The 22908-nt window shown below is 72.1% G+C and carries 16 protein-coding genes; 5 read left to right on the top strand and 11 right to left on the bottom strand.

Annotation, left to right across the window (positions count from 1 at the left end; all coding sequences use genetic code 11):
• Position 1: 1 nt before the first annotated feature.
• On the top strand, positions 2–5107 hold the full coding sequence (locus ACZ5WG_RS28165) for a hypothetical protein (protein WP_468726764.1): 5106 nt from the start codon (positions 2–4) through the stop codon (positions 5105–5107).
• Positions 5108–5118: 11 nt separating this feature from the next.
• Here ACZ5WG_RS28165 and ACZ5WG_RS28160 read toward each other — a convergent pair whose 3' ends face one another.
• A complete protein-coding gene (locus ACZ5WG_RS28160) occupies positions 5119–7278 on the bottom strand; it encodes a RecQ family ATP-dependent DNA helicase (RefSeq protein WP_468726763.1) in 2160 nt (719 codons plus the stop codon).
• A gap of 417 nt (positions 7279–7695) precedes the next feature.
• Between ACZ5WG_RS28160 and ACZ5WG_RS28155 the strand changes: the two genes are divergently transcribed.
• A complete protein-coding gene (locus ACZ5WG_RS28155) occupies positions 7696–8325 on the top strand; it encodes a hypothetical protein (protein WP_468726762.1) in 630 nt (209 codons plus the stop codon).
• Between the two features lie 159 nt (positions 8326–8484).
• Here ACZ5WG_RS28155 and ACZ5WG_RS28150 read toward each other — a convergent pair whose 3' ends face one another.
• The 3 genes from ACZ5WG_RS28150 to ACZ5WG_RS28140 all read right to left on the bottom strand — a co-directional run bounded on the left by ACZ5WG_RS28150 (position 8485) and on the right by ACZ5WG_RS28140 (position 10586).
• On the bottom strand, positions 8485–9144 hold the full coding sequence (locus ACZ5WG_RS28150; protein ID WP_468726760.1) for a hypothetical protein: 660 nt from the start codon (positions 9142–9144) through the stop codon (positions 8485–8487).
• A 59-nt stretch (positions 9145–9203) separates the two neighbouring features.
• Positions 9204–9914, bottom strand: coding sequence for a ribonuclease HII (locus ACZ5WG_RS28145; RefSeq protein ID WP_468726759.1), 711 nt, complete (start codon positions 9912–9914; stop codon positions 9204–9206).
• Between the two features lie 69 nt (positions 9915–9983).
• Complete coding sequence (locus ACZ5WG_RS28140) at positions 9984–10586, bottom strand: TetR/AcrR family transcriptional regulator (protein ID WP_468726909.1); 603 nt, start codon at positions 10584–10586, stop codon at positions 9984–9986.
• Positions 10587–10727: 141 nt separating this feature from the next.
• Here ACZ5WG_RS28140 and ACZ5WG_RS28135 point away from each other — a divergent pair, with 141 nt between their 5' ends.
• Complete coding sequence (locus ACZ5WG_RS28135) at positions 10728–12281, top strand: MFS transporter (protein WP_468726758.1); 1554 nt, start codon at positions 10728–10730, stop codon at positions 12279–12281.
• Positions 12282–12359: 78 nt separating this feature from the next.
• Here the strand turns inward: ACZ5WG_RS28135 and ACZ5WG_RS28130 are convergent, their stop codons facing one another.
• From ACZ5WG_RS28130 to ACZ5WG_RS28110, 5 genes are all read right to left on the bottom strand, one after another.
• Positions 12360–14243, bottom strand: a complete 1884-nt coding sequence (locus tag ACZ5WG_RS28130; protein WP_468726908.1) for a DUF4153 domain-containing protein — start codon at positions 14241–14243, stop codon at positions 12360–12362.
• Between the two features lie 437 nt (positions 14244–14680).
• Complete coding sequence (locus tag ACZ5WG_RS28125; protein WP_468726757.1) at positions 14681–15598, bottom strand: ADP-ribosylglycohydrolase family protein; 918 nt, start codon at positions 15596–15598, stop codon at positions 14681–14683.
• An 11-nt stretch (positions 15599–15609) separates the two neighbouring features.
• Complete coding sequence (locus ACZ5WG_RS28120; protein ID WP_468726755.1) at positions 15610–16269, bottom strand: histidine phosphatase family protein; 660 nt, start codon at positions 16267–16269, stop codon at positions 15610–15612.
• A gap of 74 nt (positions 16270–16343) precedes the next feature.
• The gene (locus ACZ5WG_RS28115; RefSeq protein WP_363179254.1) at positions 16344–16949 is read right to left on the bottom strand and encodes a YdbC family protein; all 606 of its coding nucleotides are present in this window, start codon (positions 16947–16949) and stop codon (positions 16344–16346) included.
• Positions 16950–16981: 32 nt separating this feature from the next.
• Positions 16982–17821: an arylamine N-acetyltransferase family protein gene (locus ACZ5WG_RS28110; RefSeq protein WP_468726753.1), complete on the bottom strand. Its 840-nt coding sequence runs from the start codon at positions 17819–17821 to the stop codon at positions 16982–16984.
• Positions 17822–17886: 65 nt separating this feature from the next.
• On the opposite strand from ACZ5WG_RS28110, the gene ACZ5WG_RS28105 reads away from it, so the two are divergent.
• The gene (locus ACZ5WG_RS28105; RefSeq protein WP_468726752.1) at positions 17887–18096 is read left to right on the top strand and encodes a hypothetical protein; all 210 of its coding nucleotides are present in this window, start codon (positions 17887–17889) and stop codon (positions 18094–18096) included.
• Here the strand turns inward: ACZ5WG_RS28105 and ACZ5WG_RS28100 are convergent.
• Positions 18054–20942, bottom strand: coding sequence for a vitamin B12-dependent ribonucleotide reductase (locus tag ACZ5WG_RS28100; protein ID WP_468726750.1), 2889 nt, complete (start codon positions 20940–20942; stop codon positions 18054–18056). The two genes, ACZ5WG_RS28105 and ACZ5WG_RS28100, sit on opposite strands and share 43 nt — an antisense overlap.
• Positions 20943–21071: 129 nt before the next feature.
• Positions 21072–21584, bottom strand: a complete 513-nt coding sequence (nrdR, locus tag ACZ5WG_RS28095; RefSeq protein ID WP_468726749.1) for a transcriptional regulator NrdR — start codon at positions 21582–21584, stop codon at positions 21072–21074.
• Positions 21585–22054: 470 nt separating this feature from the next.
• Here nrdR and lexA point away from each other — a divergent pair, with 470 nt between their 5' ends.
• On the top strand, positions 22055–22846 hold the full coding sequence (lexA, locus tag ACZ5WG_RS28090) for a transcriptional repressor LexA (RefSeq protein ID WP_030301390.1): 792 nt from the start codon (positions 22055–22057) through the stop codon (positions 22844–22846).
• Positions 22847–22908: the final 62 nt, after the last annotated feature.

Raw genomic sequence — 22908 nt, 5'->3', positions numbered from 1 at the left:
CGTGAGGACTCCGCGACACACCCGCAAGGACCGGACGGGCGACGTCCAGCAGCCTGCCCCCGGACCGACGCGGCCCACCCGCCGCCCCGTACCCGATGCGGACACCCTGGCCCACTTCCGGCAGCACGCGGGGAACGCGGCCTTCACGCAGGCCATGCACCAGGCGCGGTACGGGGGCGCCGGGCCCGCGCCCCGGCAGCAGCCCCCTGCCGGGGCGGCGGCCGACCCCGAATTCGAGCTGCCCCCGTACCTGATGGCACTGGAGGCGGGCGGGCTCTCCACGGCGTACGGGCTGACGGACCACGTCTTCGTACGGAACACGATCGCCTCGCACGTCGGGCACGGCGACGGCGCGGTGGCCGACATCCACGCCGAGCTGACCGGACGGCCGGAGAGCTTCTTCGGGGCGGGCCGCGCGTTCGCCGTCCAGGGCAAGAAGGGCGACGAGTGGTACGACGTCACCGTCTGCATCGGCCGGGCCGCCGGCGACAGCCCGCCCACCTTCAAGCGCAACCCCGCGGCCGCCTTACCGGCCGGCGGCGGGCAGCCGCAGGCCGAACTGGAGCACCCGGAGGGCAAGGACACCAAGGTCGACGTCCAGCACAACACCGCCACCACCGCGAGCAGCACGGGCGGCGGCAACGCGAGCAAGGGCATCGGAGGTGTGGCCTTCGGGCTCGGGCCGGTCGCGCCGGGGGTGTGGTTCGGCCCCGCCGCCACCGCCAACGCACAGCCCTGGCAGTCATCGCGCGAGTCCCGCCACCAGAGGAACGTGGCCGAACCCCGCGTGCTGCGCAGCGACAAGGGCTCCGTCGAGGTGCCCCGCACGGTGCAGTACGAGGTACGGGTCAAGAAGCACGGCGACGCCCGGGCCAGACGGCCCGACAAGCGCCTCGGCACGCTCACCCAGCGGGTGCCGGTCGAGCACCTCGTCCCGGTGGGCACCGGCCGTGTGCCCCATCCGCTCACCGCCCTGAACCCGACCACGGTCCGCCGCGTCCACCACTCGGACTCCCTGGCCGCCGTCGCCGTCAGCGACAACTCCGCCCCACACGAGGGCGGCGGCGGGCTCTTCGACGCGGTCGCCTCCGTCCTGCACCCCTCGGTCACCGCGCCCGGCGCGCCCGGCCGCGGCCGGCTGTTCGAGGCGACGTCCACGGCAACCGTCCTGGAGGATCTGCCCCGGCTGCTGCGCGACGGTGTGGTCAGCGAGGACCTCTACGCCAAGGACGGCAGAACGGCCTCCGCCTACCGCCTGCGCGCCCTGATCACGGACCTCGCGCCCGCCTGGGGGACGGGCAAGACCCAGTTGCGCACCCACCAGCAGGCCCAGACCTCGGTCACCGAGGGCGCGGGCAAGGGACGGGCCCTGCAGGCCGGACTGGGCCCGGCGGTCGGGTTCGGGGCGACGCCCGCCGCCGCCGTCGTCCGGGGCACCGCCATGCCGGTCGCGGCCGTCCGCAAGGCGCGCTTCACCGTGAACGAACAGACCGTCTCCAGCCGGCAGGGCGCGGAGGTCCGCGGCGAGAAGGCGCTCTACTACGGGCGGGTGTCGTTCATCGCGGTGGGTACGGGCCCGCTCCCGCCCGGGACGGCCCGGCGCCCGGGAGCCCGCGAAGCCGGGCACTCGATGAACGTGTGGATCAGCCTGCGGGCCGACGAGGCGAAGGAGTTCGGGCTGCCGCTGCCGCCGGGAATGACGGCCGGGGACTTCGTCGAGAAGCCGACGGAGACCGACGCGGACGGCAACGAGGTGGCCGTCGAACGCCACCTCCCCTTCGGCGGCAAGGGGTCCAACGTCGCGCTCAGCCGGCTCGACACCCGGCCCATGCTGCGGGCCGTGCTCGACCTGTTCACCACCGACCCCAGCCTGGCCGGCTACCTCCCCGCCTTCGGCGCCACTGCGCCCGCCGAGGACACCAGCCTCGAGGAGTCCCAGGCCCAGCGGCGCAACTACCGCGAGCTGATGACCACGCTCTCGGAGACCAGCCTGCGCATCAACAAGGACCAGTTGCTGTCCACCGGCATCCTGGTGCGGCTGCGCCGCAAGACCGGTATGCACGCGCATGACGTACAGCTGCGGGTCAAGGGCGCGCTGGGCAACACCGCCTATGCCGGCGACATCAAGGACTGGTCGGTGCGCAGCCACGCCGGTGTCGCCGGCAATGCGCAGAGCGGGCGCAGCAGTTCACGGTCGGTCGGCGGACTGGTCCTCGGCCAGGCCCGGCTCGTCCCCGGCACGCTGTCGGGTTCGGCCCGCTACGAGCGGCACAGCATCGGCACCCGCCGCAACCAGGCGGGACCCACGGGCCGCACGGACATCGTCTCGAACGGCTCCGACACGGCGAGCGCCTTCGAGGCGGCCCTGAAGCTGAACGTGGACGTCACCATGACCTCCCGGCCCCGCAAGTTGGCCCGCAGCCTCACGCCCGACACGCCGGGCCAGTCCGTACCGGAGGCCAGGTCGGTGGCGTCCTTGGACCTCAGGGAGCAGGGCGTACGGCTGCTCACGCCGGCCGAGTTCACGGTGGACCAGGCGGGGAAGGACCGGATCGACTCGATCGCCTCGGTCCGCCGGGCCCAGCCCGGCGCCGCGGAGCATGCCGTCAGGGCCGAGGGCATCGGCGACCTGGCCACGCTCACCCTGCGGCCGTCCGTCGGGGAACCGCTGCGGGACTGGCAGCTGGTCGAGACCCTCGACGGGGAGCCGATCCGGGCCCTCGCCTTCCGGCTGCTGTCCCGGGCGGCCGCCGGCAACAAGGGCGAGCGCGAGGACCCGGCGCTGGCGACGGAGGGGCTCGCGCCGCGGCTGGCGATCGAGGAGCGGTTCGGCGAGCGGGCGATCCAGGGCGCCCTGCGGCAGGCCGCGTTTTCCGGCTGGGTGGTGAAGAACCTTCGCTATCCGCGGCGCCTCGCAGGCCTGAACGGCGCCGTCGGCACCCGGCTGGTACTGGCCAACCCGAGGCTGCTGCACACGGGCGCGGGCCCGGGCACCGAGACCTTCGTGCTCGGCGGCCACCAGTCCGGCGGGCAGCGGGGCAAGGTCACCACCGACACGGCGCAGTTCGGCGTCACCGGCTCGGAGACCGGCCCCGGGTGGCGGGCCGCCCAGGGCCTGGCGGTGTCCGGCACCAGGAGCGAGGGCAACGCCGAGGCCTTCACCGTGTCCGGCACGATCGAGCGCAACGCCCACACCCCGAAGAAGGCACCCCTGTACCTGGTCCAGTGCGACGTGCTGGTCAACATGGTCGCGGAGGTGGGCGTCACCGCCCGCGGCTCGTGCACGGCGAAGGCCGCCACGACGTTGCCGGGCGCGGCGGGAGTCTGGCTGACCGAGGCACAGCTGCCGCCGCAGATACGGGAACAGGTGCGCAAGCGGAAACCGGTACCGGCCGCCACGACCTCCGCCGGCGCACAGGGCGGGAACCAGCCGGAGAGCTCCCGGACGGCCGCCGAGCGGGCCGACGGTTCGTCCGCGTCGGCGACCGCGACGGCGACCGCGACCGTCCCGGCAGCCGCCACCGCCAGCGCTCCGCCCCCCGTCCTCGACAAGGACCGCGCCCTCGGCTTCGGGATGATCGAGGACCTGCCGGACTTCGTCCCGCTGCTCGAGAAGCTGCGCACGAGCCTCGCCGGGGGCACGCACCCGGACCTCGTCCACCGCCTGCTGCCCCGGCGGCAGCTCAAGGACCGCAACGACAACGTGCAGCGGCTGCTGCGCGTCCTGGACCGGGACGGTTCCGCCGGACTCCTGTCCAGCGCCATGGACGGCGGCGTCACCGTCGAACTGTTCGACGGCCGCAACACCCCGTACTGGGCGGTGTTCAGGATCGAACGCACGGGCGACGGCACGTACGCGCAGGACGCGGACGACGGCCGCGACATGGAGTACATCACCTCGGCCGTCTCACAGCAGGCCACCTCCCACGACAAGGCCTCCGTCGCCGGGGTCGAGGGCATCGTCGGCGGATCGGCCAGACCGGATGGCGGCTCCGGGCAGCTGAGGAGCCTGGGCAGTGCGGGCGGCCTCGGCTACGCGACCGGCAACTCGCGGCGCAGCGGGGCCGTGAGCCGCGGCCAGCTCGGCATGAAATCCGTCGCGGACAGCTCCGCGAAGTCGGCGAAGATGAACCTGCCGGTCCGGGCGAGGCTCGAACTGTACAAGGGCCACACCCGGTTGGCGCTCGCCCAGATGAACAGCCTGATGCTGACCCATCGCATCCTGCGCAAGGACCTGGAGGCCCTCTCCCGCGTGCAGCCGGTCCCGGCGGCGCCCCTCGTCGCGCCGTCCGGCGGCGGCACGGTCCGGCTCGACGCCTGGCGGGATGCGGGTGTGAAGCTCCCGCTGGAGGCGCAGGTCAACGGCTTCGCAGGGGCCCGTGACGTCAGGAAGCTGGTGAATGCCGCCGTCAAGGAGGCGGGCGGCGGCCATCGGTTCCGTACCCCGGGGCAGGCCGCCGCGTACGCCCTGGACGAGGCGGTGTCCACCGAGTGGATGATCGCCGCACTGCCGTTGCTCACCGCTTCCGGCGCCGACCTGCCGCCGGTCCACGCCTCCGGCCCGGAGGGCCAGGACCTGCGGGCCTCCGTGCACACGCGGCTGCGCGACGGGCAGGTGCTGGGCCTCGGCGACAAGATGACCTTCGAGACGGTGGGCCAGAGCCATCCGCAGGCGCCCCGCCCCGGCCAGAGGGACGGCCAGAGCTCCTCCGACGACAGCAGGGCCGCCCGCCCGCTGCTCGGCGCGGGGCTGCTCAACGCCAACGAGTTCCGGCTCAACCAGCTGCTGGCCAACGGGGGCGGCTCGGGGGGCGTGACCGACGCGGCGGCGAACTCCTCCGGCTCGCTGCCGCTGCACAAGCCGAAGACGAAGGCGGTCCTCGTCCAGTTCACGGTGGACGTCAGAGTGGTGGCCACCGTGACCAACAGGCTCACCGGGAAGCTGGGCGCCCCGGCCACGGCGGTACGGGAGGCGACCCTGTCACAGCCGGTGGTGATCCGCCTGCCGGAGCCCGCGGTCCGCCGCATGCTGGCCGCCCAGGGCGACCGCCTGCAGGACCCCGGCAACCACCTGACCCCGGCCGCACCCCCACCCGCCGCCACCTAGACCCTGCCCGGTCAGCCCGCCGTCGCGAGGATCAGCGGAAGGACCGGCCCGCTGCCCGCCTGGCGGAGCAGGCGCGCGGCGACCGCCAGGGTCCAGCCGGAGTCGGAGTAGTCGTCGACGAGGAGGACGGGCCCGGGCGACTGCGCCAGCGCGCCGGCCAGTTCCCCGGAGACGGCGAAGGTGCCGGCCAGCGCCCTGAGGCGCTGGGCGGAGTTGCTGCGGCGTGCCGCATGCGCGCCGCCCGGACCGGTGTAGGTCAGGGTGCCCAGGTACGGGAGGCGGCCGATGGCCGCGATTCCCTCAGCGAGGGAGCCGACGAGCTGCGGGCGGGCGAGGGACGGTACGGCGACGACGCCCACGGGCCGGGCGGATGCGTCCGGGACATCGGGTGCCCAGCCGCCCGCAGAGCGCGCCCAGTCGGCGAGGACCGCCACTGCGGCGTGCAGGACGTCGTCGGGAACCGGTCCGTCGGGGGCGTTCTCGGCCAGCAGGGGGCGCAGGCGGTTGCCCCAGCCGATGTCCGAGAGCCGGCCCAGGGCGCGCCCGGTGGAGCACTGCTCGCCGGCCGGGATGCGTCCCTTGAGGCTGATGCCCAGCGCGGGCATGCCCGTCGGCCACATCCGGCGCGGCTCCACCTCCACCCCCGGGCGGTCCAGTTCCTTCGCCGCCCCGCTCAGCGTCTCCGCCGACACGGAGGAATCGGCCCAGGCGCCCGCGCAGTTGTCGCACCGGCCGCACGGGGCCGCCCCCTCGTCGTCCAGCTGCCGGCGCAGGAACTCCATCCGGCACCCGGACGAGCTCACGTAGTCGCGCATGGCCTGCTGCTCGGCGGCCCGCTGGCGAGCGACCCACGCGTACCGCTCGGAGTCGTAGGTCCACTCCCGGCCGGTGGAGGTCCAGCCGCCCTTCACCCGCTTGACCGCTCCGTCGACGTCGAGGACCTTGAGCATGGTCTCCAGCCGGGTGCGCCGGAGTTCCACCGCAGCTTCCAGGGCCGGTACGGACAGTGGCCGTCCCGCATCGGCGAGGGCCGACAGGGTCTGCCGTACCTGGGCCTCGGGCGGGAAGGCGGTGTCGGCGAAGTAGCGCCAGATGGCCTCGTCCTCCTTGCCGGGCAGCAGCAGTACCTCGGCGTGTTCCACACCGCGCCCGGCTCGGCCGACCTGCTGGTAGTAGGCGATCGGCGAGGACGGCGAGCCGAGGTGGATCACGAAGCCCAGGTCGGGCTTGTCGAAGCCCATGCCCAGCGCCGACGTCGCGACCAGCGCCTTGACCCGGTTCTCCATCAGGTCGGCCTCGGCCTGCAGCCGGTCGGCGTTCTCCGTCTTCCCCGTGTACGAGGCCACCGGGAAGCCGCGCTGCCGCAGGAAGGCGGCGGCCTCCTCTGCCGCGGCCACCGTCAGCGTGTAGATGATCCCCGAACCGGGCAGCTCGTCCAGGTGCTCGGCGAGCCAGGCCAGGCGGTGCGCGGCGTCCGGCAGCTGCACCACGCCCAGGCGCAGGCTTTCGCGGTCCAGCGGGCCGCGCAGCACCAGGGCCTCACCGGCGCCCGTTCCCAGCTGCTCCGCCACATCCGCGGTGACCCGGGCGTTGGCGGTCGCGGTGGTGGCCAGGACGGGCACACCGGGGGCGAGGTCACCGAGCATGGCCCGCAGCCGGCGGTAGTCGGGGCGGAAGTCGTGGCCCCAGTCGGAGATGCAGTGGGCCTCGTCGACCACCAGCAGACCGGTGGTGGCCGCGAGCTTGGGAAGCACCTGCTCGCGGAAGTCCACGGAATTGAGGCGTTCCGGACTGACGAGGAGGACGTCGGTCTCGCCGCGCTCGACCTCCTCGTAGATGGTGTCCCACTCCTCCGGGTTGGCCGAGTTGATGGTGCGCGCCTGGATACCGGCCCGCGCCGCCGCCTCGACCTGGTTGCGCATCAGCGCCAGCAGCGGCGAAATGATCACCGTGGGGCCGGACCCGCGACGTCGCAGCAGGGCGGTGGCGACGAAGTACACCGCCGACTTGCCCCAGCCGGTGCGCTGCACCACCAGGGCTCGCCGACGCTCCTCCACCAGGGCCGCCACCGCCTGCCACTGGTCCTCCCGCAGCCGCGCCGAACCTTCCGGGGCGCCCACGAGCTCTGCGAGGACGGCATCTGCTTCGGTGCGGAGCTCCAGGTTGTCCATGCCCCCATGCAACCGGATGGCACGGACAATCGGCCAATTCACCCAACGTGACCAAAACGTCACGGATGGCCTACGCGTCGTACCTCGCGAGCGGCCACGCCGAAGGAAAATGCCTCCACCAGGCCTGGACCGGGACCCCGGCGCCGCCGACGAGTCTGGCCCGTAGCGAGTGTTCCCGCTGGTACTGGCGCTGCAGACGTAGTCGAATGAGTCATCTTCGGTGTGACGGGGCAAGGATATGAACGGCATACCGGCGAATTCCGGTCGGCGGCGCCAATTGCTCGTTGCCGCATGCTCACGGGCCACGCGAGAATTGGGGTGCTCCCGCTCGGCTCGACGGCGCTCTCCTGGGCCGCGCCGCGGCGTGCCCGCACTTCAGCTGTGCCCGTCCGCGGGCGTGTACCCGAAGGGAGGACCGTGACCTTCGGATTCGCCCCGCCCTCGACCACGTCTCTGACACAGGCAGCCGGCGGCGCCAGCCGGCACGGCCGACTGCTGGAACCCGCCGAGTGGACATCGGCGGGCATCCCCCTGCTGCGCAACCCGCGCGAGGTGGTCAGCGGGCTGCACTCCCGGCACGATCCGGCGCCCTCGACGGCGGTGATCGCCGTCCTCGGCCCCGAGGAGCAGCTCGTCGCGAGCGCCTCCTTCGTCCAGCGATCGGCCTCGGCCGACGGCTGGGAGTACCGCAACTCCCTGCTCGCCGCGCTGCGCCGGGTCATCCCGCACGACCTGCGGCGCCGGACCCCGGTGCGGACGGCGGTCCTGCTGTACTGCCGCGAGGGAGACGAGCGGTGGACCGAGGAGGACGGCGCCTGGATGTGGGGTCTGCGGGACGCCTGCACCCTGCACGGGCTGCGCTGCGGCGCGTACATCACGCTGACCCGCGGGGGCTGGCAGGTGCTGGGCGAAGGCCGGGGCGGCCGGCGGCCCAGCTCCGACTCGCAGCCCGAGCGCCTCGGCGACACCGTGGCCGAGTTCCCCGCGGTGACCCTGCGCACCGGCGGCGGCGCGACCGAGGTCCTGCGCCGTACCGCCGCGCGCTGAGCCCCGCCGCACCCGTACGCCGGCCCGCCCACGGGCAGCCCTCACCGCCGCTACAACCCCGGAGCGGGGGTACGGCAGGTCGGGCTTCGGGCTTCGGCGGGGCCGGCTCTGCCGGACACCCCCCAGCCCCGCCCCTCGCGCGCGCCGGGGTACGGGGCGTCAGACGCCCGTGCCCAGCACGGAGTTGATCTGCTGCGGGTCGCCGCACACGATGAGCAGCGCACCGGCCCGCGTCAGCGCGGTCGGCAGGGCGGCAGCGGCCGCCCCGGCCGGTCCGCCGTTGGCCGCGAAGACCACGACGGGACGGCCCGCAGCGCGCTTGACCTGCGCCGCGTCCGCGTAGAAGACGTCGTCCCCGGCATCGTGCAGGGCCCAGTACGCGGCCTCGCCGAAGGACAGCTCGTGAGCGGCCCACGGGTGCGGGTCGCCGGTGGTGAGCACCAGGATGTCGCCGGGCGCGCGCCCGGTGTCGAGCAGCAGGTCGACGGCCTCTTCGGCCGCGTCCAGCGCACCCTCGGCGGAGGCCGGGATCAGCTGGATCTGCGGCACCGCCGCGGAGACGGACGGTGCGGTGGTGGTGGCGGGAACGGGTCCGGGGGTGGCCTGCGGCGCGCGCTGCGCGGGCGCGGCGGGCCTGGGGGAACCTCCCGCGCGGCTCGCCGCCGCGGGGGAGGGACCGGGGCGTCCGGGCCGCGGCACAGCGGCGGGACGCGGACCAGGTACGGGGCGGGGGGTCTGCGCGGTGCGGCTCGCAGCCGGCGTGACGCGGGGACCCTGGGCACTCTCGTGAATCTGAGGCTCCTCGGGGGTGAGAGGCATGAGTTGATGTCTATCAAACACCGGTACGAAACGTACCGGCGGGTGGCACGTGGGTGCGATCAGAAATCGAAGCCGAGTTGGCCTCCGTTTTCCAGCTCCACCGACTCCTCGCTGCGGCGCACCTTCTTGAGGTGGCGCCACCGGGGCAGCCCGTCGAGGTACGACCACGAGAGCCGGTGGTACGGGGTCGGCCCCAGTTCCTCGAGCGCGGCCCGGTGCACGGGCGAGGGATATCCGGCATTGTCACCGAAGGCGAAGTCCTCGATGCCGCCGCCCTGTTGACCGAGTTCGGCCATCATGCGGTCGCGCCTGACCTTGGCGATCACCGAGGCCGCCGCGACGGCGACGCAGGACTGGTCGCCCTTGATCACCGTACGAACCCGCCAGGGCGGGCCGAGATAGTCGTGCTTGCCGTCGAGGATCACCGCGTCGGGCCGCACGGGCAGCGCCTCCAGGGCGCGCTCCGCGGCGAGCCGCAGGGCGGCGGTCATCCCGAGCTCGTCGATCTCCTCCGGGGAGGCGTGCCCCAGGGCGTACGCGGTGACCCAGGTCTCGAGGACGTCGAGGAGCGCGTCGCGTCGTTTCTGGGTGAGCAGTTTGGAGTCGGTGAGCCCTGCGGGCGGCCGGCGCAGACCGGTGATCGCCGCGCACACGGTGACCGGACCGGCCCAGGCCCCTCGTCCGACTTCGTCGACCCCGGCGATGATCTTGGCGCCGGTGGTTGCACGGAGGGAGCGTTCGACGGTGTGGGTGGGTGCTTCGTACGGCATGGCGCCAGCAAGGTTACGCCGCCCCGAGCCGCCTGCACACCCCGGCCCGGGTGCAGTCGGCGCGGCGTCTCACGCCCTGAGCAGCGGCACCATCACCTGATCGATCATTTCCGCGATGTCCGGATCCGCCCATTCGCTCCCGCACACCTTCGCGCCGTACATCATCATCGCCGGAATGACGTCGGCGACGAACGGGCCGGTCGCATCCGGTCGCACGTCTCCCCGCTCGATCCCCCGCTGGACAAGCTCCCTGATCAACCGGTGGGCGGGCTCGTGCAGCCCCGCCCTGATGACGTCGTGGAACCGCCCCGCATGAGCGTGATCGCATTCGTGAAGGACAGCACGCAGCGCTTGGCCGGCCCGCGAATCCATCACGTCCCGCATCCGCACACACAACCGGATGAGGTCGCCCCGGATCGATCCGTGGTCGTCGATCGCCCCGATCGGCGGCAGCCCGGTCCGCAGCACGTCGGCCACCAGGTCCGCCTTCGAGGGCCAGCGCCGGTACACCGCCGCCTTGCCGGTGTGTGCACCGGCAGCGACGCCCTCCATCGTGAGCGCGTTCCAGCCGACGGTGCTCAGTTGCTCCAAGGCCGCGTCGAGAATCGCCCGTTCGAGTTCCGGACCCCGCCTGCGCCCCGGCGATGTCGCTGACCAGCGCGAACCCACCATCACCTCTGCCTCCGGCCGACCCACGCGCCCCTCGCACGCGTTTTCAGCCCTAGTGAACGGTTGCGTTCACTATCAAGGGCCTCCTACCGTGGACCCGCAGTGAACGGATGCGTTCACTATTTCACTATGGGGGGTTCCACGGTGAAAGGCTCTCAACTCGCCACGCCCCGGATACCGGGCGCGGCCCGCCGGGAAGGCCGCCCCGGCGTGGCCCTCACGGTCATCGCCGCGTGCCAGCTGATGGTCGTCCTCGACGCGACGATCGTGAACATCGCACTACCGCACATCCAGACCGCCCTCTCCTTCTCCACCACCGACCTGTCCTGGGTGATCAGCGCGTACACGCTGGCTTTCGGAGGCCTCCTGCTCCTCGGCGGCCGGGCCGGCGACATCCTCGGCCGGCGCCGCGTGTTCCTTACCGGAATCCTGCTGTTCACCCTGGCCTCCCTGCTCGGCGGCTTCGCGCAGGAGCCCTGGCAACTGCTCGCCGCCCGCGCCCTGCAGGGGGTCGGCGGCGCGATCGCCTCGCCGACCTCGCTGGCCCTGATCACCACCACGTTCGCCGAAGGCCCAGAGCGCAACCGGGCGTTCGGGGTGTTCGCCGCCGTCTCCGCGGGCGGCGGCGCGATCGGCCTGCTGGCCGGCGGGATGCTGACCGAGTGGCTCGACTGGCGCTGGGTTCTCTTCGTCAACGTGCCGATCGGCGTGCTGATCGCCGTGCTCACCCCGCTCTACATCACCGAGTCCGAGCGCCACCCGGGCCGGTTCGACATCGCGGGGGCGCTCACCTCCACCGGTGGCATGGCCACGCTCGTCTACGGGTTCATCCGCGCCTCCGAGGACGGGTGGCGCGACGGGCTCACCCTCGCCTCCTTCGCCGCGGCCGTCGTCCTGCTCGCGCTCTTCGTGGCCATCGAGTCGCGGGCCCACGAGCCGATCATCCCGCTGCGGATGTTCGCCGACCGCAACCGCGCGGGCACGTACCTGATCATGCTCGGCCTCGCCGCCGCGATGTTCGGCATGTTCTTCTTCATCGTCCAGTTCGTCCAGAACGTGCTGGGCTTCTCCCCGATCCGGTCGGGGCTCGGCTTCCTGCCCGTGACCGTCGCGATCGTCACCGCCGCCGGCCTCTCGCAGCGCTTCCTGCCGCGCTTCGGCCCCAAGCCGTTCATGGTCGCCGGATCCGGCCTCACCGGCATCGGACTGGCCTGGCTGACCCTCATCCGCACCGACAGCTCGTACGTCTCCGGGGTCCTCGGGCCGATGCTGCTCTTCGGCTTCGGCATGGGCCTGAACTTCGTGACGCTCACCCTCACCGCCGTCTCCGGGGTCGCCCAGCGGGAGGCGGGCGCAGCGTCCGGGCTGCTCAACGCCAGCCAGCAGGTCGGCGGCTCGCTCGGCCTGTCGATCCTGGTCACCGTCTTCGGCACGGCCAGCCGGAGCGAGGGCGAGAAGCAGATGCCGGACTTCATGGCCCACGCCGATCCCGGGCAGGTGGCGGCCTTCAACGAGACGAAGCGGCTGCCCGACCCCTGGGGGGACCTCGTCCTCACCCAGGGCATCTCCACCGCGTTCACCGCGGCCGTCGCCATGGCCGGGCTCGCCCTGGCCACCGCACTGCTGGTGATCCGGGTGCGCAAGAGCGACCTGGAGGCCCTCAACGGCGCCGCCGCGGAGGCCGGTCCGGCCGCCTGAGCGCGGTCCGGCGTACGAGGGCCCGGGTGCGGGGCAGATCCCGCGCCCGGGCCCTCGTACGGATCCGCTGCCGGGCGGCTACCCGGTGCGGCTGTGGAAGCTGCCCAGGCTCGAGCAGACCTCGTACGAGGCCTTCACCGGGCGCTCGCGAAGGATCTGGCGGGCCCGGTACTCGCCGAGGCTCATCGCGTACCAAGGCACCCGACCGCCCCTCGACAGCTCGTTGTTGATGCCGCGCAGGGCGCAGGAGCGGCGGGGTTCGGGCAGCCGGTCCAAGGCGGGCACCGCATCCGCCGAGAGGGACTGGAAGTAGGCCAGGTCGATCTTGCCGTCCTGCTGGAAGCGGGCCACGTTCCTCTCGGCGACCATCCCGTCCGGGGACAGCAGCCCGAACGCCAGGACGGCGACGGCCGCGCTGCCCGCGACCGCGCGCGGCAGCCGGCGGGCGCCGAACACCCCGGCAGCCATGATCAGTACGATGACCAGCCCGAGCCATAGCTCCATCGCGGCCACCGACACGCGCAGCCGGGTCAGTCCGTACGCGTCCACGTACAGGTCCATCCGGCGCAGCGCGGAGGCGACCACGACCAGGGTCAGCGCACACAGCGTGCCCAGGACGACGCGGACGAACCGTCGGTCGCCCGCTCCGGCGCGCGGGGCCCAGCGCAGGGCGAGGGCGATCACGGCGAGAGTGAGCAGGGTGGCCCAGAGCAGCTGCCAGAAGCCCTGGCGGGCGTACTCGGCGTAGGTGAGCCCGGTGCTGTCCAGGACCTTGTCGTAGCCGCCGAACAGGACGGCCAGCTGGACGGCGTTGAAGCCGGCGAACAGCAGGTTGAGCACGACGAGCGGAAGCGCCCATTCGACGCGGGATCGCGGCTTTCCGGGCGCCACCCGGATCCGGTCCCAGCGCGAGGGCGCCGCGGCGGCGCGGGCGGCGGCGAGTGCCAGGAGGGCTCCGAGCAGGAACAGCAGGAAGCGCACCGGGCTGTCGCCGATGGAAACGTCGGGGGTCAGCCCGCTGAGCAGGTCCGCGAAGGCGGCGTCGGCGGAGGCGAAGAGGGCGCCGAAGAGCACCAGCAGGACCACGGCCACCAGCGCTGCCTTGGCCACGGGCAGCCAGCGGCTCCGGTCGACCCCGCTGCCGCGCGAGCGGATCCCGGTCCAGGCCCAGCGGATCCCGAGCACGGCGGCGTCGACGAAGCCGATCGGGCTGAGCAGGACGCCGGGCCAGGTGCGGCTGCCGTGCAGGGCCAGTGCGCCGAGCAGGACGGCGGCGAGCAACGCCAGGGTGGACGGCCAGCCGGCGTCGCGGAGCGCGGGTACGGCGAGGAGCGCGATGCAGCCGATCGCCCAGACCAGGGTCCAGGGGCGGGCGGTACGCCGGGCCGCGCGGGCGGCGACGTAAGCGGCGACGATGGCGGGCACGACGGCGAGCAGCAGGCCGGGGCCCAGGCCGTCGCCGAGGAAGAGGGCCGAGGCGATGCCGGCGACGACGGCGCAGACCAGCACGGCGGTGGGCACGGGCCCGGCCTGCCCCGGCCGCGCGGCTTCGGCCCAGGCGAGCGGCGCGATGGACCACGCCCCGGACTCGGTCCGCTGCTGCCGCACTTGATAGGCCCGCCACGCCTTGGGATCCCAGCCGGTCGGCACAACGCCGGCCGCCGGGCCGGCGGCCGGCCCATGACCCGGCCCACCGGCAGGAGGCCCGGCGACGGACCCCGCCACCGACACCCCGGCCGACGGCGCATCGGCCGACGCGGACCCGGCGGCAGGCCCGGCGGCGGATCCGGCGGCAGGCCCGGCGGCGGATCCGGCGGCAGGCCCGGCGGCGGATCCGGCGGCAGGCCCGGCGGTGGACTTGGCGGTGGACCCGGCGGCAGGCCCGGCGGTGGACTTGGCGGCGGATCCGGCGGCAGGCTCTGCCGCCGACGGCGCCACAGGCTGTGCCGGGGATGGCGCCACAGGCTCTGCCGCCGACGGCGCCACGGGTTGTGCCGGGGGCAGCGCCACGGGTTGTGCCGGGGGCGGCCCCGGGGCGGCTGCTGCGCCGGCCACCGCGGCCGAGTCTGCGGGCGGTCCGGCGGCTGCGCCCGGCCCGGCCGTTGCCGGAGCCGGCTGGTCCGGATCGGCAGCCGAGCCCCCAACCGCGTCCCCGGCCGCAGCCACCCCGTCGGTGTTCTCTGACATCGGGTTCCCCTCCCCTGTCGGCCGCCCCCGTCGTCACGACGAAGGCGGCAGCGCGCGGACAGGGTAGGCCTGTGACGTGCGGCTTCAGCCGTACCGGACGGTCCCTGTGGCAGGACCGTGACAATTCGGAACGGGCCGTATAGCCCCACTGCGGACGCCCGCTCCCCCGGCCCGGCCACCAGGCCGCAAGCACCCGGCCACCGCGCCGTCGGCTAACGCGCCGCGGTCTCCGGCAGCCAGGCCGGCAGGGCCTCCGTACGTGCCAGCCACGCGGCGGGCAGCACCTCGTCCCCGCGCGCCCCCAGCACCCCGCCGACGATCGCGCAGGTCGTGTCGACGTCGCCGCCCACCTGCGCGGTGGTCCAGAACGCCCGCTCGTAGTCGTCCAGCGACCGCGCCGCCGACCACAGGGCGAACGGCACGGTGTCGTGGGCGCTCGTGCGCCGCCCACAGCCCAGCACCGCCGCGACCGTGGTCGCGTCGCCGTAGTCCAGCATGTCCCGTGCCCGCCGCAGCCCTGCTCCCACGGCGCTGCGCGGCACCAGCGCGATCACCCCGTCCAGCAGGTCGGCGGCCTTCGGCGGACCGGCCGGAGCCGCCGCCAGTGCGGCCGCCGCGGCGACGGCCATCGCCCCGCAGACCGCTTCGCGGTGCTGGTGGGTGGTGTAGGCGGAGATCTCCGCCTGGTGCGTGGCCTGCTCGGGGTCGTCGGCGTACCAGGCGCCCAGCGGCGCGATGCGCATCGCAGCGCCGTTGCCCCACGAGCCCTGCCCGTTGAACAGCTCGGCGGCCAGCGTGCGCCAGTCCTCGCCCTCCCGGACGAGCCGCAGCATCCGGTTCACGGCGGGCCCGTAGCCGCGGTCGAAGTCGTGGTGGTGGGCGAAGGAGCGCGCCAGGGCGTCCTGGTCGATGCGTCCGTGTGCGGCGAGGACGGCGACCACCGAGCAGGCCATCTCGGTGTCGTCGGTCCACTGCCAGGTCTCGGTGCCGGCGGGCAGCTCGCGGCGCTTGAGGAGGGGGTAGTTCACGGGGACGAAGTACTGGGAACCCAGGGCGTCACCCAGGGCCAGCCCGCGCAGGCTGGCCATGGCGCGTGCGTAGCGCCTTTCGGAAGAGGAGTCAGCGGTCATCCCGCGTCACTTTAGCCGTCCAGGTCATAAGGCTCCGGTGTGGTCCACCGCTCAAATGGGCGGTCCATCCGGTATCGGCCGTCCGGACCCAGCAGAAGCACCCGGTATTCGCCGTTGCCGGGGTTGGAGAGGGCCTCGAACTCGGCCACCGACCAGTGGAACCAGCGCATGCAGAACAGCCGCATGGTCAGGCCGTGCGTCACGAGCAGCACGTTCTGCGGATGGTCCGGGGCCTCGAAGCTGCGGTAGAGGCTCTCCAGAAAGGACCCGACGCGGTCGTACACGTCCGCGCCCGACTCGCCTTGCGCGAACCGGTAGAAGAAGTGCCCGTACGCGTCGCGGTACGCCTTCTGCAGCCGTACGTCGTCCCGGTCCTGCCAGTTCCCCCAGTCCTGCTCGCGAAGCCTGGGCTCCTCGCGCATCCGGACCCGCGCCGGGTCCAGCCGCAGCTCCCGGAAGGTCTGCAGGGTCCGGCGGTAGGGGGACACGTACGCGCTGACGGCTTCGTCGCCGAACAGCTCGCGCAGCCGTACGCCGGCCTCCGCGGCCTCTTCGTGCCCCCGGCGGGTCAGGCGCAGGGCGTGGTCGGGCTCCCGCTCGTACACCGTGTCATCGGCATTGCCCTCCGATTCCCCGTGCCGGACAAGGACGATGCGCCGTGGTCGTGCCATTCCCCGACCCTATTCGGCCACCGGCGGGCCGGGCACCCCGGGCACGCCGGTCGGGCCCGCCGATCGTCGTACGGTCATACCGTCCAGGACGGTTCGAGGTCGACGACGTCACCGGTGAGGGCTTCCACGTCGGCCTCGGTCTGGGCGCGCAGCGAGAGCCGCTCGACCCGTTCCTGACGGTACTTGCCGTGTTCGGCGGCGGCATGCCACATCGACAGCACGAGGAACTCCCGCCCCGGCGCCTCCCCGAAGAGGCCCCGGATCATTCCGGGTGAGCCGGCCATGGCGGGATTCCACACCTTCTCCTGCATGAGGGCGAAGTGGTCCACGCGGCCCTCCCGCACCCGGGTGTGGGCCACGCGCACGACGTCCGCGTCGGTGAACCTCGGCTCGAAGCCGGTCTTCACGTCGAAGCGGTGGTCGAAGAGCGTGACCCGCGCATTGGTGTACGTGCCGGTCTGGGCCGCGGCCAGCCGGTCGTACGACCGCGCCATGAAGGAGTCGTAGAAGGAACGGCTCTCCCAGAACGCAAAGACATGCGCGACCCCCTGCCTCCCCCGGCTCCAGCCGCCGCCCTGTCCCCGGAATCCCGGCTCGCCAGGCAGCCCCGCCCATTTACGCTGCCCGCGCTCGAACCCGCGTCGGTCCGTCACCGTGCAGCGAATCCACTTGACCAGCACCGCGCCATCGTACGGGCCCGGCGCGGCCCCGGTCAGTCCCTACGGCGGTTGATCCGCGCCAGTTCCTCCGCATCCCGCCCGGACAGCCGAAGCCCGAACTCCCGGTCGAGCAGCGGGAGCAGCTCGCCGGGGGCCACGGACTGCCGCTCGATCCGCCCTTCGGGATACAGGCAGCTGAGCTCCCGCCCCACGAGCGCCCGGCGGACGGGACCGCCCGGGTGCTGGACGATCACCTGCCCGACGAAGGCGGAGCGGGCGTGGGAGGAGCTGTAGTGGTTGAGCAGGACGTAGTCGACGGGGTAGTAGCGCTGCGGGGAGAACGCGTACAGGTCCCGCCAGGTCCCCTCGCGGAGCATGCACAGCACGAGGATCCCGTCGCCCTCCTCACGGACGGCGTACGTCCACTCTCCCTGCACCACTTCGGCTCCGGGCCGCGCCAGCGGGACGGGCTCGCGCGGGCCCTGGTGGCCGAACCCGGCGTCGCACAGCCAGGGTTCCCCCTCGACCGTGGCGACGAGGACGGCATGCGTCACCGCGAGCAGGGTGTCCCCCCGGGTGCGGTTGCGGGCACCGCGCCCGGACACCTCGAAGCCGATCCGCTCCAGGGCAGCGGCCAGCAGCGAGTTCTGCTCGTAGCAGTAGCCGCCGCGGCGGCCGTGCACGAGCTTGTCCTCCAGGGCCTTGACGGACAGCTCGACGGGGCGGCCGAGCAGCACGTCCAGGTTCTCGAAGGTGATGGCGCCGGTGTGAGCCCGGTGCACTGCGTACAACGTCCGGAGATCCGGCCGGAGTTCCCCGTCGTCCCCGACGGGCCCGTCGTAACCGATCCGCGCCAGATAGGCATCGAGATCCAGCTGGTCACCGCTCCACATGTCTCCCCCGCTCGCGCTCGTGAAACTGCGGGCAGCCGCTCGCCCCTCTGCGCACAATGATCACCATGACGGCCCTGCACACCAACCCGCTCTTCGCCCGGCTCGCCGCCGCCGAGCGCGCACTGGCCGGCCCCGCCGCATCCCGCACTGACGAAGGGGACCGGCCTTGGGCCGGTCCCCTTCGTCAGTTGCAGGTCAGCTACCTGCGCGGGCTGTGCCCGGAGTCAGACGGTCAGCTGCAGCCGCTGGTCGAGCCGCAGCCCTCGCAGATGTAGCAGGAGCCTGCCCGCTGCATCTTCGTGCCGCACGAGAAGCAGAGCGGGGCGTCGGCGGAGACGCCGAGCTGCATCTCGACCAGTTCGGCGTTGGAGTGCGCCGTCTTCGGGGCCTGGACCTCGACGGCCACGACCGGCTTCGGGGCTGCCGGAACGGCGGCCAGCGGCGCCGACTGGGCCAGGGACTCCGTGTCGAGGTCGTCCTCGAGCGGCTCGTACGAGCCGGTGTCCAGGTGGCGCTGACGCTCCTCGGCGGTGTGGATGCCGAGCGCCGAGCGGGTCTCGAAGGGCAGGAAGTCCAGCGCCAAGCGGCGGAAGATGTAGTCGACGATCGACTGCGCCATCCGCACGTCCGGGTCGTCCGTCATGCCGGCCGGCTCGAAGCGCATGTTCGTGAACTTCGAGACGTACGTCTCCAGCGGGACGCCGTACTGCAGACCGACCGAGACGGCGATCGAGAAGGCGTCCATCATGCCCGCGAGGGTCGAACCCTGCTTGGACATCTTCAGGAAGACCTCGCCCAAGCCGTCGTCCGGGTAGGAGTTCGCGGTCATGTAGCCCTCGGCGCCACCGACCGTGAAGGAGGTGGTGATGCCCGGGCGGCCCTTGGGGAGCCGCTTGCGGACCGGGCGGTACTCGATGACCTTCTCGACCGCCGCGCGGATGGTGTCCTCCGCCTTGGCGGTGACCTCCTCCTTCTCCTCTTCCTTCTTCTTCGCGGAGAGGGGCTGGCCGACCTTGCAGTTGTCGCGGTAGATCGCGAGCGCCTTGACGCCCATCTTCCACGCCTCGAAGTAGATCTCCTCGATCTCCTCGACGGTCGCCGACTCCGGCATGTTGACCGTCTTCGAGATCGCGCCGGAGATCCAGGGCTGGATCGCGGCCATCATCCGGACGTGGCCCATCGGGGAGATGGAGCGCTCGCCCATCGCGCAGTCGAAGATCGAGTAGTGCTCGGTCTTCAGACCGGGGGCGTCGACGACCACGCCGTGCTCGGCGATGTGGGCGACGATCGCCTCGATCTGCTCCTCCTGGTAGCCCAGGCGGCGCAGGGCCTGCGGGACGGTGCCGTTGACGATCTGCATCGAGCCGCCGCCGACGAGCTTCTTGAACTTGACCAGGGCCAGGTCCGGCTCGACACCGGTGGTGTCGCAGGACATCGCGAGACCGATGGTGCCGGTCGGCGCGAGGACGGAGGCCTGGGAGTTGCGGAAGCCGTTCTTCTCGCCGAGGCGCAGGACGTCCTGCCAGGCCTCGGTGGCCGCGGCCCAGATCGAGTTGTCCAGGTCGTCGGTGCGCGGCGCGACACCGTTGGCGTCGGCGTGCTGCTTCATGACGCGCTTGTGCGCCTCGGCGTTGCGGGCGTAGCCGTCGTACGGGCCGACGATGGCGGCCAGTTCGGCGGAGCGCTTGTACGCGGTGCCGGTCATCAGCGAGGTGATCGACGCGGCGAGGGTGCGGCCGCCGTCCGAGTCGTACGCGTGGCCGGTCGCCATCAGCAGGGCGCCGAGGTTGGCGTAGCCGATGCCCAGCTGGCGGAAGGCGCGGGTGTTCTCGCCGATCTTCTGCGTCGGGAAGTCCGCGAAGCAGATCGAGATGTCCATCGCGGTGATGACGAGCTCGACGACCTTGGCGAAGCGCTCGGCGTCGAAGGACTGGTTGCCCTTGCCGTCGTCGTTCAGGAACTTCATCAGGTTCAGCGAGGCGAGGTTGCAGGACGTGTTGTCCAGGTGCATGTACTCGCTGCACGGGTTGGACGCGGTGATGCGGCCGGACTCGGGGCAGGTGTGCCAGTTGTTGATCACACCGTCGTACTGGATGCCCGGGTCGGCGCAGGCCCACGCGGCCTCGGCCAGCTTGCGGAAGAGCGCCTTGGCGTCGACCTTCTCGATGACCTCGCCGGTCATGCGGGCACGCAGGCCGAACTCGGTGCCGTTCTCGACGGCCGTCATGAACTCGTCGTTCACGCGGACGGAGTTGTTGGCGTTCTGGTACTGGACGGACGTGATGTCGTCGCCGCCCAGGTCCATGTCGAAGCCCGCGTCGCGCAGGGCGCGGATCTTCTCCTCTTCCTTCACCTTGGTGGCGATGAAGTCCTCGACGTCCGGGTGGTCCACGTCCAGGACGACCATCTTGGCCGCGCGGCGGGTGGCGCCGCCCGACTTGATCGTTCCTGCGGACGCGTCGGCGCCGCGCATGAAGGAGACCGGGCCGGAGGCGTTGCCGCCGGAGGAGAGGAGCTCCTTGGAGGAGCGGATGCGGGAGAGGTTCAGGCCGGCGCCGGAGCCGCCCTTGAAGATCATGCCCTCTTCCTTGTACCAGTCGAGGATCGACTCCATGGAGTCGTCGACGGCAAGGATGAAGCAGGCGGAGACCTGCTGCGGCTGGGGCGTGCCGACGTTGAACCACACCGGCGAGTTGAAGCTGAAGATCTGGTGCAGGAGGGCGTAGGTCAGCTCGTGCTCGAAGATCTCCGCGTCGGCGGGGGACGCGAAGTAGTCGTAGTCCTCACCGGCCTTCGTGTACGTCTTCACGATGCGGTCGATGAGCTGCTTCAGACCGGTCTCGCGCTGCGGGGTGCCGACCGCGCCACGGAAGTACTTGCTGGTGACGATGTTGACCGCGTTCACCGACCAGAAGTCGGGGAACTCGACGCCACGCTGCTCGAAGTTCACCGAGCCGTCGCGCCAGTTGGTCATGACGACGTCACGGCGCTCCCAGCTCACCTCGTCGTACGGGTGCACGCCGGGGGTGGTGTGGATGCGCTCGATCCGAAGGCCGCTCTTGGCAGTCTTGGTCCCCTTGGCGCGGGAACCTCGTGCCGAGCCGCTCGCCGTCTCTGTCATGCCGCTTCCTCCCATATGCGGGCAAAAACGCCCTAAAGTGCCAGCGTTATTCCGCGGCACGGCCTGTCTTGTATCTACGTTTCTTCGCCTGAGCTTTCCGGGCGGCCGCGCTGGGCTGCGGCCGGCCGGTCAGTCGGCGGCGGAGGCGGGCACGGGGACCTGAGCGGTCCCACCGGGCTCGCACTCTTGGGGGTGAGGCCGTGGCACGCGGAGTTCCGCGATGGCGGTCTCGAAGTCTTCGAGTGTGTCGAACGCCTTGTAAACGGACGCGAACCGGAGGTACGCGACCAGGTCGAGCTCCTGCAACGGGCCGAGTATGGCCAGACCCACGTCATGGGTGGTCAGCTCGGCACTCCCGGTGGCGCGCACCGCCTCCTCGACCCGCTGGCCGAGCTTGGCGAGGGCGTCCTCGGTGACCGGCCGCCCCTGGCACGCCTTGCGCACGCCGGAGATGACCTTGGTACGGCTGAAGGGTTCGGTCACCCCGCTGCGCTTGATCACCATCAGCGAGGCCGTCTCCACCGTCGTGAAACGACGGGAGCAGTCGGGGCACTGACGGCGCCGACGGATCGACGTGCCGTCGTCCGTGGTGCGGCTGTCGACGACACGGCTGTCGGGGTGCCTGCAGAAGGGGCAGTGCATGGTTCCCTCACCCTCCCTCTTGGCACGACTGAATCACCTCACGAGGCCCCTGAACGACGGGGACGGGTCCCTGCCGGGGGCTCGTGAAGCAGCCACCAGCATATGCGATGCCGAGGGCCTCGACGGACCGAGGACCACAACTTCTGGGCGGCAGCGCACATCCAACCACTAGATCTTGGGTTGCGGTGGATTTCTTTCGTTCCGCGTGTCGCCGAGTCCAGTGAACCGGACCGGGGCATTCCCGGTGCCAGACTGGGCGCGGGACCGGAAGGCGGCGATCCGACCGGGAAGGGTACCGTAAACAGCGGAGGCGGGACCGAACCCGCGTTCGGCTGACCGACCGTCCATACACCCCCCACTCTGGCCACGCGGGACGATCTGCGATTTTTCACTCGAACGTGTGTTTGGCGCAACCTTTCGAAAGCTACTACCGTTGTCCAGCTAGGGAGAACATTTCGAGAGGGGCCGACGTGACCACCACCGCAGACAGTGCCACCATCACTGCCCAGAACCGCTCCCAGAGCCGACTCGAGCCGGTGCATCCCATGAATGACGCAAGCCTGAACCCGGAGGCGGAGCCCGTACGCCCCGCACGATCGCTGCCAGGTCGACCTCCAGGCATCCGCGCCGACAGTTCCGGGCTCACGGACCGGCAGCGGAGGGTCATCGAGGTGATTCGCGATTCGGTGCAGCGGCGCGGCTACCCGCCGTCGATGCGGGAGATCGGCCAGGCCGTCGGCCTGTCCAGCACGTCGTCGGTCGCACACCAGCTGATGGCCCTCGAGCGCAAGGGCTTCCTGCGCCGGGACCCGCACCGCCCCCGGGCGTACGAGGTCCGCGGCTCCGACCAGCCCAGCTCGCAGCCCACGGACACCACCGGCAAGCCTGCCGCCTCGTACGTCCCCCTGGTCGGCCGGATCGCCGCCGGCGGCCCGATCCTCGCCGAGGAGTCGGTGGAGGACGTGTTCCCGCTCCCCCGCCAGCTGGTCGGCGACGGAGAGCTCTTCGTCCTCAAGGTCGTCGGCGACTCGATGATCGAGGCCGCCATCTGCGACGGCGACTGGGTCACGGTCCGTCGCCAGCCGGTCGCGGAGAACGGCGACATCGTGGCTGCGATGCTTGACGGTGAGGCCACCGTCAAGCGCTTCAAGCGCGAGGACGGCCACGTCTGGCTGCTCCCGCACAACGCCGCCTACCAGCCGATCCCCGGCGACGAGGCGACCATCCTCGGCAAGGTCGTCGCGGTACTGCGCCGGGTCTGACCCCGCGCCCCCATCCGGCTCCGGGACCCACTGCGCCGGTCCCGGAGCTGCTGTTTTGTTTG

The sequence above is a fragment of the Streptomyces sp. NPDC032745 genome, from assembly GCF_055579465.1.
The sequence above is the reverse complement of the archived record's forward strand: the minus strand, read 5'-3'. Positions and strand labels throughout refer to the sequence as shown.

What these genes read in the sequence shown, in the direction of transcription:
- ACZ5WG_RS28145 (WP_468726759.1), bottom strand. Translation starts at nt 9,914, where the DNA reads ATGCCGTACGAAGCACCCACCCACACCGTCGAACGCTCCCTCCGTGCA.
- ACZ5WG_RS28100 (WP_468726750.1), bottom strand. Translation starts at nt 20,942, where the DNA reads ATGACAGAGACGGCGAGCGGCTCGGCACGAGGTTCCCGCGCCAAGGGG.
- ACZ5WG_RS28140 (WP_468726909.1), bottom strand. Translation starts at nt 10,586, where the DNA reads ATGGTGGGTTCGCGCTGGTCAGCGACATCGCCGGGGCGCAGGCGGGGT.
- nrdR (WP_468726749.1), bottom strand. Translation starts at nt 21,584, where the DNA reads ATGCACTGCCCCTTCTGCAGGCACCCCGACAGCCGTGTCGTCGACAGC.
- ACZ5WG_RS28110 (WP_468726753.1), bottom strand. Translation starts at nt 17,821, where the DNA reads ATGTGGAGCGGTGACCAGCTGGATCTCGATGCCTATCTGGCGCGGATC.
- ACZ5WG_RS28160 (WP_468726763.1), bottom strand. Translation starts at nt 7,278, where the DNA reads ATGGACAACCTGGAGCTCCGCACCGAAGCAGATGCCGTCCTCGCAGAG.
- ACZ5WG_RS28125 (WP_468726757.1), bottom strand. Translation starts at nt 15,598, where the DNA reads ATGACCGCTGACTCCTCTTCCGAAAGGCGCTACGCACGCGCCATGGCC.
- ACZ5WG_RS28120 (WP_468726755.1), bottom strand. Translation starts at nt 16,269, where the DNA reads ATGGCACGACCACGGCGCATCGTCCTTGTCCGGCACGGGGAATCGGAG.
- ACZ5WG_RS28150 (WP_468726760.1), bottom strand. Translation starts at nt 9,144, where the DNA reads ATGCCTCTCACCCCCGAGGAGCCTCAGATTCACGAGAGTGCCCAGGGT.
- ACZ5WG_RS28105 (WP_468726752.1), top strand. Translation starts at nt 17,887, where the DNA reads ATGACGGCCCTGCACACCAACCCGCTCTTCGCCCGGCTCGCCGCCGCC.